This window comes from Leptolyngbya sp. Heron Island J (genome assembly GCF_000482245.1).
In the GTDB taxonomy this organism is placed as follows: Bacteria; Cyanobacteriota; Cyanobacteriia; order Phormidesmidales; family Phormidesmidaceae; genus Leptothoe.
This window is the reverse complement of the sequence record NZ_AWNH01000031.1, coordinates 1-12,715: the sequence shown is the minus strand read 5'-3', so window position 1 is coordinate 12,715 and position 12,715 is coordinate 1. Positions and strand designations below refer to the sequence as shown.

11 protein-coding genes are annotated in these 12,715 nt (G+C 48.2%); 4 read left to right on the top strand and 7 right to left on the bottom strand.

Annotated features, from left to right (window positions below):
• Positions 1–16: 16 nt before the first annotated feature.
• A complete protein-coding gene (locus tag N836_RS48660; protein WP_031292314.1) occupies positions 17–1,360 on the bottom strand; it encodes a nicotinate phosphoribosyltransferase in 1,344 nt (447 codons plus the stop codon).
• A 422-nt stretch (positions 1,361–1,782) separates the two neighbouring features.
• Between N836_RS48660 and N836_RS48655 the strand changes: the two genes are divergently transcribed.
• On the top strand, positions 1,783–2,667 hold the full coding sequence (locus tag N836_RS48655) for a 4-hydroxybenzoate solanesyltransferase (RefSeq protein ID WP_023072004.1): 885 nt from the start codon (positions 1,783–1,785) through the stop codon (positions 2,665–2,667).
• A gap of 284 nt (positions 2,668–2,951) precedes the next feature.
• Here N836_RS48655 and N836_RS0137630 read toward each other — a convergent pair whose 3' ends face one another.
• Complete coding sequence (locus tag N836_RS0137630; protein ID WP_036052868.1) at positions 2,952–3,329, bottom strand: hypothetical protein; 378 nt, start codon at positions 3,327–3,329, stop codon at positions 2,952–2,954.
• A 130-nt stretch (positions 3,330–3,459) separates the two neighbouring features.
• Here N836_RS0137630 and N836_RS48650 point away from each other — a divergent pair, with 130 nt between their 5' ends.
• On the top strand, positions 3,460–4,287 hold the full coding sequence (locus N836_RS48650; protein ID WP_023072002.1) for a PHP domain-containing protein: 828 nt from the start codon (positions 3,460–3,462) through the stop codon (positions 4,285–4,287).
• Between the two features lie 85 nt (positions 4,288–4,372).
• On the opposite strand, the gene N836_RS48645 is transcribed toward N836_RS48650, so the two are convergent.
• Complete coding sequence (locus N836_RS48645) at positions 4,373–5,398, bottom strand: DUF6492 family protein (protein ID WP_023072001.1); 1,026 nt, start codon at positions 5,396–5,398, stop codon at positions 4,373–4,375.
• 91 nt (positions 5,399–5,489) lie between these two features.
• Positions 5,490–7,259: a sedoheptulose 7-phosphate cyclase gene (locus N836_RS48640; protein ID WP_023072000.1), complete on the bottom strand. Its 1,770-nt coding sequence runs from the start codon at positions 7,257–7,259 to the stop codon at positions 5,490–5,492.
• Positions 7,260–7,774: 515 nt separating this feature from the next.
• On the opposite strand from N836_RS48640, the gene N836_RS48635 reads away from it, so the two are divergent.
• On the top strand, positions 7,775–8,800 hold the full coding sequence (locus N836_RS48635) for a zinc-binding alcohol dehydrogenase family protein (protein WP_036052855.1): 1,026 nt from the start codon (positions 7,775–7,777) through the stop codon (positions 8,798–8,800).
• 243 nt (positions 8,801–9,043) lie between these two features.
• Here N836_RS48635 and N836_RS48630 read toward each other — a convergent pair whose 3' ends face one another.
• Positions 9,044–9,646, bottom strand: coding sequence for a 5-formyltetrahydrofolate cyclo-ligase (locus tag N836_RS48630; RefSeq protein WP_051394547.1), 603 nt, complete (start codon positions 9,644–9,646; stop codon positions 9,044–9,046).
• A gap of 97 nt (positions 9,647–9,743) precedes the next feature.
• Here N836_RS48630 and mutL point away from each other — a divergent pair, with 97 nt between their 5' ends.
• Positions 9,744–11,399 carry a DNA mismatch repair endonuclease MutL gene (gene mutL, locus N836_RS48625; RefSeq protein ID WP_036052852.1) on the top strand — a complete coding sequence of 552 codons (1,656 nt, stop codon included), beginning with the start codon at positions 9,744–9,746 and terminating at the stop codon, positions 11,397–11,399.
• A gap of 138 nt (positions 11,400–11,537) precedes the next feature.
• Here mutL and N836_RS48620 read toward each other — a convergent pair whose 3' ends face one another.
• Together N836_RS48620 and N836_RS77505 are read right to left on the bottom strand one after the other, a co-directional pair.
• Positions 11,538–12,515: an IS110 family transposase gene (locus tag N836_RS48620; RefSeq protein WP_023070498.1), complete on the bottom strand. Its 978-nt coding sequence runs from the start codon at positions 12,513–12,515 to the stop codon at positions 11,538–11,540.
• On the bottom strand, positions 12,497–12,715 hold a 219-nt coding region (locus tag N836_RS77505; RefSeq protein ID WP_235071012.1), incomplete at its 5' end, for a hypothetical protein. The genes N836_RS77505 and N836_RS48620, both read right to left, overlap by 19 nt.

Genomic DNA, 12,715 nt, shown 5'->3' with positions numbered 1-12,715 from the left:
ACACCCCAGAGGAGTTTCAACTAACAGTAGCGAGTTGACCACGGCGAGTGCAATGAGTCAGCTCCTGTAACGCTGGCGAAATTTCCGCCTCGGGTACTACAGGATGATAGACATCCCGTGTCGTCAGGGGGAGCTGCGCCACTGACTGGGTGGCCCGGTCGCGAATGGTCTCTAGTGATTCAGTTGGGACTATTCGTTTGCCAGTGCGCATAACTGGTATCAACAACCCCTGAGCCTGACTTGGGGTGGCTTCCACTGCCAAACCTAGCCGATCTCCGCCCTCAGACCGAAATATTTGTTTGCGACCAGGGTAGGTGAACTTACCGCTAGACTCCTTCATCACCGGAATGCCATCGATGTCCACAAGTTTATATACACCATTGACTGGGGTGCCAGTGACTAGCTTGGTTCCCAGTCCATAGCCATCGATACAGGCTCCTGCTTGCTTTAACCGTAGGATCGCTTGTTCATCCAAATCCCCACTGGCAAAAATGGGCACCTCAGGCAGTGCCTGACGCACCTGCTGAGACAACGTGATTAAATCTCCTGAGTCAATGCGTACACCTGCCAGGGAATCCTTGGCTTGTTGTCCCAGCAGTTTTGCGGCTGCCACAGTGTTGTAGGTATCAATCAGTAGGGCTGCGCCAGGAAAATAGCGATGAAAGGCCTCAAACGCATCTGTTTCGCTACCCTCCAGGGCAGAAATTGCCATCACCAGCGCATGGGCCATTGTCCCTACCGGTTTCCGCCCAAGTTTTAACGCGGCCAAGACATTGGAAGTGGCATCTAGACCTCCGGCTAAAGCGGCCCGTGCAGCCCACAGTGCCCCCTGGGGACTAAATGCTCGCCGGGTGCCAAATTCCAACAAAAGCGCCTCAGGGCCAGCTACATCCCGAAGTCGAGCGGCCCGAGTGGCAATCAAAGTTTGATAATTAATGGCGTTTAGCAGGTATGTTTCTACAATCTGAGCCTGCCATAAAGGAGCTTCCACCCGCAAAATTGGCTCGTGGGCAAATACGGTTGTTCCTTCTGGTACAGCCCACACATCTCCCGAAAATCGACCGGTTGCCAACAGGTTCCAAAAATTAGCAGGTGCCCCTGCAAAGATACCTGTTGCTTTTAACCCATCCAGCTGATCATTAGTGAATTGAAATTTTTCCAGATACTCAATTGCCGACGCTAATCCTGCTGCAATTAGATAACCAAAGCCCTCAGGCAGGCGGCGCACAAACAGCTCAAAGCTTGCCCGACGTTGATCGAGACCTTCACCGACATAGCAGGCAGCCATAGTGAGCTGATACAAATCGGTCAGCAGGCCATATTCATCAGCTTGCATTAACAGTGATGCATCGTTCATCATCAGGGGATTTATCAGTTGCTTATGGTTATTTTAACCAAAATAATCCAGATACGTTCAGATGATTTATAAATTTATGGCTAAGTTTAAGGCGAATAAGGATTGATTATGGTTGTTGATTTAAAGAGGAAAAATTAGAAAATAAGGCTAAGGATTGGTAATGAGAGGAGAGAGGTGGATGGAGTTAAGCCTGGCACAGGGTGTAGCATAATTTTGGTGTATTTAAATATAAATGAGTGAGGTTTCCTGTGTTCGGATCTGCCATTTTGGGTCTGGCTATGGCCATCAACGCAACGGTTCTGGTTGCGCTTGCGCTTCCCTAATCCCTGAACTCACTCCTGTGGCTTCTTTCCCTGCCCCCTTCCCTTGTGATCAATTGGAAAGATATTCTTAAGGAAGAATATTGAACCTATCTTTCTATCCCCATGGCTCCGTCTTTGCCAACTGTCGAACCTACTTGGAAAACAATTATCCGATTGCTGCGTTGGGATAAGCCTACAGGACGTTTGATTTTGATGGTGCCTGCTTTGTGGGCGCTATTTTTGGCGGCTGATGGTCGGCCTGATTGGTTGCTTTTGGCGGTGGTGGTTGGTGGTAGCCTGGCGACCAGTGCAGGTGGCTGTGTGGTGAATGATTTATGGGATCGGAATATTGATCCCAAGGTTGACCGTACGCGTAATCGTCCTCTGGCTTCGCGGGCATTGACGGTAAAAACAGGAATTGCGATCGCAGTTATCGCCTTCCTCTGTGCCATTGGCTTCGCACTGTATCTGAAGCCCTTGAGTATTGTGCTCTGCTTTTTAGCATCACCCGTGATTATTTTATATCCACTGGCAAAGCGTGTTTTCCCAGTACCTCAGCTAGTGTTGGCCATTGCCTGGGGATTTGCCGTACTGATTCCCTGGAGTGCGGTATCTGGTAGCTTAGGCGTGGCCGCCTGGTTGCTGTGGGGAGCAACAGTTTTATGGACCCTTGGGTTTGATACGGTCTATGCAATTCCCGATCGCAAGTACGACGCCCAACTGGGAGTTAACTCCAGTGCCCGCTTTTTTGGGTCCAGCACCCCTGAGGTCGTTGGTTTACTCTTTATGGGCACAGGCATCTTATTATTGTGGCTAGGAGTTTATAAGGAGCTAGGTACACCCTATATGGTGACCTGGGCCATTGCCTGCGGCACTTGGTTTACCCACTATCGTAAGTTACGCAACCCCAGACAGCCTGCTCATGTATACGGACAAATCTTTCGTCAGAATGTAATTCTCGGGTTTGTTCTGTTAGGCGGCATGATTACCGGCTCATTAGTTGGGTGATTTTTGCGTAGGTTGGGTTGAGGTACGAAACCCAACAATCGAAAACCATCGCCATTAACCCATGGGATCAATCCAAGAACCACGTCCTTAAATTTGGGTATTGATAACGTTGGGTTGATTGGGGTGTTGTAGCAACACGAGAGCTTTTGGTGAGGGTTCAACCCAACCTACGTATGGTGTCCATAATATTGGATTAATTGGCAATGTTATTTTTGGGGCGATAACGTTGGGTTGATTGGGATGTTACAAAATTGCGAAAGCTTTTGGTGGGGTTTCAATCCAACCTACGTTTTTTGTTGTCGTTTCCAGGCGAAATGCTTTTTCAAATTGCTATTGCCTGCTAGGTAGCCGATAATTACGCAGCAAAATACCGCCATGACAACGCTACCGGCCGCAACGATTGCTGATAATTCTGAGCCAAGTGCCAGCAATAACCCAACCAGTGCTACAGCCGATAATGCCAAAATGCCGACTAATAGCCACTTAGCCCATTTATAACCCTGCAAAGTGAAAAACATAATCACAGCAGTAAACAAGATGCGCCCTATCGCCCACAAATCAACAGTGAGCAAAATCAACGTGGCGTCTAGGATGAGCAATGCTAAAAACATGCCCAGTAGTTGATTACGGTTGGTCGAGAACGGTGTCGTCGGTGATGGCATGGAACTTACCTGAAATTCTGTATAAAAACCAAGCAACCTAAAGCTTATCGGTAATAGGGCTGTCTTCATACAGATGCTGAACGCATAATAGAACTAGCTCGTTTGTCTCTGCTCTTTATTGCGGTTAGCTATGCTAGAACTCCATTGCCATACTACCTTTTCTGACGGTACCTTGACCCCACGACAACTAGTTGAGCGAGCCGTGACTAAAGGCGTCAAGGCTTTGGCAATTACCGATCACGATACAATTTTTGGTTGGAATGAAGCCCGTGCTGCTGCTCAGCCCTATGGATTAGAGATTGTTCCTGGGATTGAACTTAGTACGGTGTATAACGAGCGTTCTATGCACATTTTAGGTTTCTACCCAGATCCGAAAAAGCTAGAAATGCCCCTGAATGAACGGATTCAAGGGCGTCATCGCCGTGCCAAAAAAATGGTAGATAAGCTGGCTGAGTTAGGCTTTCCGATTGAGCTGCCGCCAATGCCGGGCAATATGGCTCCTGGTCGCCCCCATGTTGCTAAGGCGTTATTGGCAGCTGGCCATGTGACCTCACAGCAAGAAGCGTTTCAACGGTTTATTGGCGATCACGGTCCGGCCTATGTCCCCTATGAAAAATTTACAGCTCAAGAAGGAATAGCATTGCTGAGACAATGTGGAGCGGTTCCTATTTGGGCTCACCCTTATCTGTTTCGTGGTGGTGTAGTGGAAGAGGTGTTGCCAGAATTGGTTAAAGCAGGCTTGATGGGTGTTGAAGTCTATCATCCACAGCACAGCATTAGTGAAGAGCGAGTGTTAGAAGAACTATGTGAACAGTACGGTTTACTCATGACAGGGGGGAGTGACTACCATGGGCCCCAGCCCAAGCCCAAAGCCGGAGATATCGATCTGAACGGCCTAAAATTATCATTAGAGCTGTTAGATGACGTGAAACAGGCAGCGGCGAACTTAAGCAGGTAGTCGCCAGACCCATTAGCGTGCCGTGAATGATTGTTGGTCTCCGGCACGCTAATATGACTCTAAAATTTACGGCCAAAGACAGCAGTTAAACTGTCGCTGCTTCCTGGGCCATCCGAGGATTCCAGCGGGAGCGCTGTTCTTCAATGTGCATATTCTCACTATTCTTTTTCAAATGGCGAGGGCTGCTTTCAAACGCCAATGATGATGGTAATTTGTCTGCATCATACTCAGCTTTGATAAATGCATTCACTTCCTCGTAGGATGGTGAAAATCCATCATCAGGACCAAAAGAGTCTACTGAAAGATACTTTCTGAGTGCAGCGGAGAACATACCTGTGCCGTCATCAAAGAACCGCTCTGTAGTTTCCCCATACTCAGCGTAAGGGTAAAAACATACAGAATCAGATGTCTGGGCTGCTGCCCAAGAAACATAGGTCCAATATTCGCTAAATGTGCCAAAATCATTGGCAGAACGCATCATTAATAATAACCAGTGGTCGTCGGACCCATAGTATTTGTTGATCTGTTGTGCAAATGACTTGAGATACTCTTGCTTAAACCACATGTGATGAGGAATAAAGGTACCGACATCATCGGTGAGTGGTGTTACACCCAAAACGGTTTTAATCCAAGTTTCCCACTTGCCAACAATCGTTGGATTACCATAAGCATTGTGCTGCAGCAAGGCAAAAACATGTTCTACCATGTCTCCTGAACTGCGAAAGGCTGGCCAGGTAGCGGCTGGCAGCAGATCGCTATCCCAGACTAAATACCATTCGCTGAGATTAGGAATTCCTTCAAACGCGCCTAGTTTCAAAAGCTGCTGATAAAACCAGCCGGGGTTATACAGGGATTTCCCTAAATTTAATTCCTCACAGATTAAGGTTTTGGTTAACCCACTCGATTTGAAAAACACTTCTTCATCGTGAATATGAAGCGGTGCTGTTTTCCAGTTTTTAGAAATTTCCCGGAGTGTATCTACCTGATCAGGCAGAGTGATGATGTGAATAGCGCGAGGCTGATAGTGACTGGTGAGTCCTTCCATCACGGCTCGTGTATTCCAACGAACGCAGAAAAGGGGGATAACAATATCAAAGATTTCATGTGCCATGGCAAGCTCAAAGCGGTGGGATAATAAGGTAAATGCCGTAGGAGTATTACAGTAACTACCCCTACGGCTATAGTTTTGTTGTATCTGTCAGTTAGACAGTAGACAACACTTCGGATGTGCCAGAATGTGCCTTGACAGTTTCCATCAGGCTGTGACCAATGGTAGATGGATCTTCAAGCCCAACATCGCTGCATAGTGGATCAATACCTAACCCCTTTCGTGGATAGTCATTACAGATTTGACGATAGGCGCTGATCGCTTCAAACAGCTCTTCTTGAGTCATAGAGTTAAGATAGCCGCACTTACCAACTCCACCTTTAGGTAAGGGGGCTGCCAGGTTGCCACCTCGCTTCTGAACAATCTTTTCTTGAGAAGCCCATAGGGTCTCTTTGTTGAACATAACATCATGCCAGAGGCTGAGACCAAACGAGCTGATCAGTTTCAGAATACGATGGAAGTCGTCGGCAGTAATCCAGTTTTTGCGGTAACTGAGATAAGCGCCGAAGCCCATGCCAATAGCCACAGCATGACCGTGTAGTAACCCTGCTTCAATCTCGAAACCAGGAGACCAAGTATGGCCATAGGCATGGGGACGACACTGGTGAGTTTCATAGAGATTGCCGTATTCTGCCTCAACATAGCTTCTCAGAGCTGCACCAAGAATTTTTTGAGAAAGAACACTGATCTCTGAACCTGGCTCACAATTGAGGGTGCCAAAACGAGTTTCAATGAGCGCTGGGCCAGCTTGCTCCATGTATTCAAATAGCTCCAGATCTTTGATCGCAGCCATTTTTATGATTTCTATGATGCCGTGGCGCAACCAGCCTTCCCGCAGTGTCTTAAAGAAGAAGCGGTCGGTTAAAGACAGCACTGGAGCATGGTAGGCACCAAAGAGATTTTTATAGCCAAATCCATCGCAGCAGGTACGGGGAGATGGACCTGCATCAATACCTGCCACAATGGATGTGGACAGCATGACGTAGGGAGTATTCCGATGGTAGAGAGCACAGGCAAGACCACCAGTATCGGCAATAACGCCACCACCAATGATTAAAACAGGTTCATGGCGACAGACGCCAAGACTCTTGAAGTCCCCCAACATTTTCTCTACTGTGCGGATGCCCTTATCGACTTCCATCGCTCGGTACACCAGCTTGTCTAAATGGATGCCGTGGTGCTTAAAATACTTATCGATTTGCTCGCCGTAGTAGGTCTCGACATTTTGATCAACAAGACAAACACAGCGCCCATGGGAAACATACATGTCTCGTAAGACAGTTTGTTCAGGATCTAGGCAATTTTCAACAACTCGAATAGAGGTGAAGGTCCGTGAAGTCATCACGGCTTCAATGATTTGATCGTCACCAGCGCTGACCACATGAGCTTCGCTCTCACGATAGCTAGAAGTTGGGTAGACTGCATGAGGATTTTCATCTACTAATCTAGCGGCTAAATCCTTGTAAAAGCTGCCGTCGGCACTTCGAATGAGGCGATCTAAAAGCTTGCTGCCACCTAGGTTTGACTGATTGACTCGATTGGAAAATTTAGTCCACTCATTCCCAGCTGCTCGGTCAAAGGCAGTAATCACCTCGGCTAAAAGCCCAAAAAATCGACCAAGAGAGAAATTAAGACAGCTGCGCAGACCACGACAGGCAGATAGCCCTGCGATCGCATCTGCAGCTTCAAACTCTTTACCCAGTTCCTCAGAAAAGGCGGGACTATTGACCAACGCGAGAATCAAACTTCTAAAAGATTCGCCACAGCAAACAGCTTCAATAGCATCGTCCAAATTTTGGAATGCAAAAGGAGCATTGTCGTATGTGGAGATAAACGCTTTAACAGCCGGGGTGGTATTTGCCATTGTTGTTCCGAGAAAATAGCAACCGCAATATAATAATCTTTACAGTATCAGACAAAACCACAAAAGTCTTAATAAACTCGACCAAAACAATAACTTTTTTCGCTAACTTCAAAGAAGTAGCTTAGGCTACATCAACTAAGATGATTTTTGAGTTATGAAGACTAAAACAACAGAATTTTATTTGTTTGGAGAATAAACAAAACTCTGTTGTGACCTTGCATTCTAAGCACTTGCTTCAAAGTATAACCACATCGTTGTGTAGTTAGTCTGTGAGCTAGAAGACGATTTTGAATCTGTTAATCTGCAGATGTGTATGTTGGTATACTGTTTTATTTTTCTGTGTTCTAACGTATTATTAGCTGTTTTGGAGTAGTTATATTCTGATAGGGCTCTCTTTTGTCATGAATTGGTGTTTTATGGCATCTTTTGACTGATTTCTGTTTGTATTAGTGTGCGGCTATGTTGTCTGAGGGCGAGCTACCTGGTGATCATATAAAGGCGTTAAGACGATTGCCATGATGATGAAAGCGTTGGGTGTAAGTCAATTTCTACCTGTAGGGCATCCTGATTGTTTCTCGGAATGTTATCTGAGTATCCCGTCTCCTGGTAGGCGTGACTTGCAAGTCCAGGTGCGAGCTGTATCTATGAATCCGATTGATTTTAAGATGCGTGCTTCTGTGCAAGGGCGGTTGATGACACCTAAAATTTTAGGGTGGGATGTCGCTGGTGTGGTCACGGCTGTTGGTGAACACGTTGAATTGTTTCAGCCTGGAGATGAAGTGTATTACGCTGGTAGTATTTCCCGGCCTGGATGTAATAGTGCATATCATCTGGTGGATGAACGTATTGTTGGTCGTAAGCCTCAGTCCCTATCCTTTGAAGAATCTGCTGCTCTGCCACTAACAACCATTACTGCCTGGGAATCTCTTTTTGAGCGCTTAAATATTTCTGCCGCGCCTCGCAGTAACGATGCCACTCTGTTAGTTATTGGTGGCGCAGGTGGTGTGGGCTCTATGGCAATTCAACTAGCGAAGTATGTCGGCTTACGGGTGATTGCCACAGCTTCTAGGGAAGTTTCAAGAAAATGGTGTACGCAGTTAGGGGCGTCTCACTGTGTTAATCACTATGGCGACCTCAAGAGTGAGCTAAAGAGGTTAGGAATAAACGCTGTTGATTATATTCTCTGTCTTAATGACACCAATCACTATTGGCCCATAATGGCGGAGGTGATTAAACCGCAGGGTAAGATTTGTGCTGTTGTTTCAACCAAAGAGCCGCCTAATCTCAACTTATTAAAAAATAAAAGCGTCACGTTTGCTTGGGAGTTTATGTTTACCAAGGCTGTTTATGAAACAGACGATATGATTAGCCAGCATCATCTGCTTAATCAAGTAGCAGAGCTGGTAGACCAGGGGATTGTCAGAAGCACAATGACGGAGCATTTGGGGCCTCTTAATGCCGTTAATTTAGCGCAGGCCCATGAACGTCTAGAATCTGGAAAAATGGTTGGAAAATTGGTGTTGTCAGGAGTTGAATCTTAGGGATAGGAGGGGTTGAGATTGGGGAAATAACAGATGTGATGCTTGAGGCCAATATCGAGCTTTAGTCCAAGATAACGTAGGGCAATGGCATGCAGTGATTTCAGTCTGACCAAGGTGCCTTCTTCCTTTTGTTTAGGCTCCTGCGCTAAATAGTCCCCCCGTTACCCCATCACTCACCCATCTACAGCCTCAACCTGAGACTTTATTTGTGTGCAATCTCATTAGCACTCTGTTTATCAAGCGTTAGCTGGCAAGAAACAGGCCGCTTTCGGTGCAGATACCATCTAAAGGACGGTCCCAGCTGTTTTTAGGAATTTGGGGCAAGCGGGCAAACTCGAACACAATACCGATGGTTGGTTTATGCTGCCAGTCAGGCTGGCTGAGCATGCGATCATAGAAACCGCCACCGTAACCTAGCCGGTAGCCTTTGATATCGCAGGCGACGGCTGGAACCAAAATTAAATCTACCCGCCGTGGATCAACCAGGGGAGAAGTGGGATCTGGTTCGGTGATGCCGTAGGTGCCAGAGCGTAAAGGCCAGCCACAGCTGGGAAACCATCGATGCCAGATGAGATCTTTGCCTTGGCAGCGAGGCAACCCCCAAGAGCGCTGCTGGGCAAGCATGCTACCCAGGTCTGGTTCATTGCGAAAGCTGCAGTAAGCTAATATCGTCCGCGCTGTTTGGAATGTGGACCATTGGGCTAAATGGGTGCAGATGCGATCGCACTTTTGCTGCCATACCTGGGGCGGCATTGCCTGGCGGGCCTTAAGTAGAGACCGACGCATTTTCGCCTTTTGATCTTGAATTTTGGCAATGGAAGCGGGTTTGTAGGTCTCGGACATCATTGCGTTGAACCGTTGAGGTGCCGCTATGGTACATCAGTCTGGATCGTTGCCAACATTCACGCTAGCGTAGACAAACACCAACTCCCAGGGAGCCTCGATCATTACCACTGTTTCACCGATTCAACGCCTATCTCAGGATGTAATCAGTCTGATCGCCGCTGGAGAAGTGATCGATTCTCTAGCGGCGGTGGTGCGTGAGCTGTCGGAAAATGCGCTGGATGCCGGGGCGACCAGGATTTCGATCCATCTATGGCCAGCTGTGTGGCGGGTGCGGGTGACTGACAATGGCGTGGGCATGACCCGGTCTGATCTAGAACAGGCTGCGACCGCCCATAGTACGAGTAAAATTCGTACTTGTGATGATCTGAGTCAAATTCAAAGCCTTGGCTTTCGTGGTGAGGCGCTCCATAGTTTGGCTCAGCTGTCAGCGCTAGAGATTCGCAGCCGTGGGGTGGATGATGTCGGCTGGCGAGTGAATTATGGTGCTGAAGGTACGGTGTTGGCAATTGAAGAAGTTGCGATCGCACCCGGTACCGTAGTCACCGCTGAAAATCTCTTTGCCCGTTTGCCCAATCGGCGTCAGGTATTGCCGTCTGTGCCCCAGCAGCTGCGCCAGGTACAGCAAACCGTGCAACAACTGGCCCTTTGCCATCCCCAGGTTACCTGGCAGGTAGCCCATACAGACCGCGATTGGTTTACTCTGTGGCCGGGGTCTACGGCCAAAACGGTGCTGCCTCAGATTTTGCGCGATGTCACTGTCCATGATTTAGAGCAGGTAAGTCTGAGTGCTGATGATTTGGGCTGTGAACACGGACAGCTGGATTTATTAGTGGGGCTGCCCGATCGGTGTCATCGCCGTCGTCCGGACTGGGTGCGGGTGGCGATTAATGGTCGCACAGTCACAGCGCCTATCTTAGTACAGTCGTTGATTTATAACTTCCGGCGTACGTTACCCCGCGATCGCTATCCGGTATGTTTTTTACATCTGCAGGTGCCAGCTGAGCAGGTTGACTGGAATCGGAATCCAGCTAAGTCGGAGATTTATCTGCAGGATATGGAGGTGTGGTGCGATCGCATTGCCATTGCGGTAGAAAAGACTTTGCGGCTGTCTAATCTGGCAGACAGTGCCCAAACCCAGCGCACCAAACAACTGTTTAAAGCAGCTGAGGCAGTGAGTAGTTATGGGCTTCGAGAAAAAGAACTGCCCAGTCAGCTAAAGGCCATTGCCCAGGTTCAAGATACTTACATTGTGGCCGAGCATAGTGGAGGCGTCTGTCTGGTGGAACAGCATATTGCCCATGAGCGAGTGATCTACGAGCAGATTAAAACTCGCTGGCAAACTGTTGCGATTGAACCTGCGATTATTCTAAGTCAGCTGAGTTCTCGTCAGGTTGAACAGCTAAGACGGCTCAGTTTAGAGGTAGATCTGTTTGGTGAAAACCTCTGGGCTGTACGTTCGGTGCCAGCGCCCCTGGCTGAGCGAGAGGATTGTGCAGATGCTTTGCTAGAACTTAGCCTGGGAGGCGATGTAGATGAGGCGATGGTAGCGACAGCTTGCCGCACAGCAATTCGAAATGGGACGCCTTTGAGCCTAGATACAATGCAAACGCTTTTAGAGGATTGGCAGCGGACTAAAAATCCTAGGACGTGCCCCCATGGGCGGCCAATTTGTTTGACCTTGGAAGAGTCGAGTTTATCGCGATATTTTCGTCGGCATTGGGTGATTGGGAAGAGTCATGGGTTGAGGCGGTAGGGGCAGGTTTTATGCCTGCCCTGGGATGATGGTTGTTTTAATTGGTTGGGTGAGTAGTGGGGTGGGTTGCTCAGGGTTTGCCCCCCTGAAACCCCCTTAATGTGGGGAACTCGGAGATACTGTGTGCTCTTGTGAATGTCAAGCCTGAGCAGCGAGTGCTTTGTTGGCATCAAAAGGGTGCCCCGAGTGTAATACCCCAAAGACCCATCGAATCAATTTATGCATAATTGCACCGACCACCTGCATTTTGAGCTTTCCGGCTGCCAGTAAACGGTCCCGAAACTGAGCAATCACAAGATTGTGATTAATGGACGCTAACGCTGGCATATATAAGGCTTTTCGCAATCGCGCATTACCCATTTTTGAGAGTCTAGGTTTCTTGTGGATAGAGCTACCAGAATCATGGTTTTTGGGCGTTAAACCAGCATGAGCCGCCAGTTGTCGAGCACTTTTGAAGAACCGGATATCGCCAACCTCAGCCAGAATAATCGCCGCTGTTTTGTCGCCAATTCCGGGAATCGAGGTAATCAGATCGCGTTGTTTTTTTAGATGGTCGTGACGGTCAATGTGGTGTTTAATTTCTTCCAACAGCAATTTGTACTCGCCCTTAAGAAATTCCAGATGTCGCTTGATAGCCTCCACCAGCTCCTCAGGGGTGGTTTCCAATCGATTTCGTTCTTGACTCATGATCTTCTCAAGCACATCCAAACGACGAACAAGCGCTTGCAATGCGTCCACCTCAGGAGCCGGTGGTGTCCATGCTCGCGGCTTGCGTTCGAAGCAGAACTGCGCAATAAGGCTCGCATCCACCCGGTCCGTTTTTGTCCGCACCAATAGGCTCTCGCCATAGGCTTTGATTTGTTTAGGATTAGCGATGGTGACCACATGCCCCTGCTCGTGGAGAGTGCGAGCCACCGGATGAGCATAGGTACTGGTCGCTTCCACGCAGGCGTGAACACGCTCCACTTGATGGTATGCCAGCCAGTTTACTAACGCTTGGTGCCCTGAGGCATCATTACTCACAGTCTTTCGTTTCGGCTTCTTATCAGCTCTCAGCAGTAAGGCCGCATACAGTTTATGCTTGCCAACATCGATTCCTAAGCACGGAAGAGACATGAGATAGAGGCTCCTATCGGACAATCGTCAACTCCATCCACTATCGACTCTGTCCTTGTTAATTCAGGTTGCGTTGCACCGATGGCAACACCTTTGATACTGTCGAGGCTAGTCGTTGGATGGGGCAGGTAGCTCATCAGGCGCAATCCGCTGTTCTCCGACCGAGCTTGGTTAGCTCTAGGGACCCCCCAGTTTGGATT

Excerpts from the sequence above, each read along its gene's own strand:
- N836_RS48660 (WP_031292314.1), bottom strand. The coding sequence starts at position 1,360 with ATGATGAACGATGCATCACTGTTAATGCAAGCTGATGAATATGGCCTG.
- N836_RS48655 (WP_023072004.1), top strand. The coding sequence starts at position 1,783 with ATGGCTCCGTCTTTGCCAACTGTCGAACCTACTTGGAAAACAATTATC.
- N836_RS0137630 (WP_036052868.1), bottom strand. The coding sequence starts at position 3,329 with ATGCCATCACCGACGACACCGTTCTCGACCAACCGTAATCAACTACTG.
- N836_RS48650 (WP_023072002.1), top strand. The coding sequence starts at position 3,460 with ATGCTAGAACTCCATTGCCATACTACCTTTTCTGACGGTACCTTGACC.
- N836_RS48645 (WP_023072001.1), bottom strand. The coding sequence starts at position 5,398 with ATGGCACATGAAATCTTTGATATTGTTATCCCCCTTTTCTGCGTTCGT.
- N836_RS48640 (WP_023072000.1), bottom strand. The coding sequence starts at position 7,259 with ATGGCAAATACCACCCCGGCTGTTAAAGCGTTTATCTCCACATACGAC.
- N836_RS48635 (WP_036052855.1), top strand. The coding sequence starts at position 7,775 with ATGATGATGAAAGCGTTGGGTGTAAGTCAATTTCTACCTGTAGGGCAT.
- N836_RS48630 (WP_051394547.1), bottom strand. The coding sequence starts at position 9,646 with ATGATGTCCGAGACCTACAAACCCGCTTCCATTGCCAAAATTCAAGAT.
- N836_RS48620 (WP_023070498.1), bottom strand. The coding sequence starts at position 12,515 with ATGTCTCTTCCGTGCTTAGGAATCGATGTTGGCAAGCATAAACTGTAT.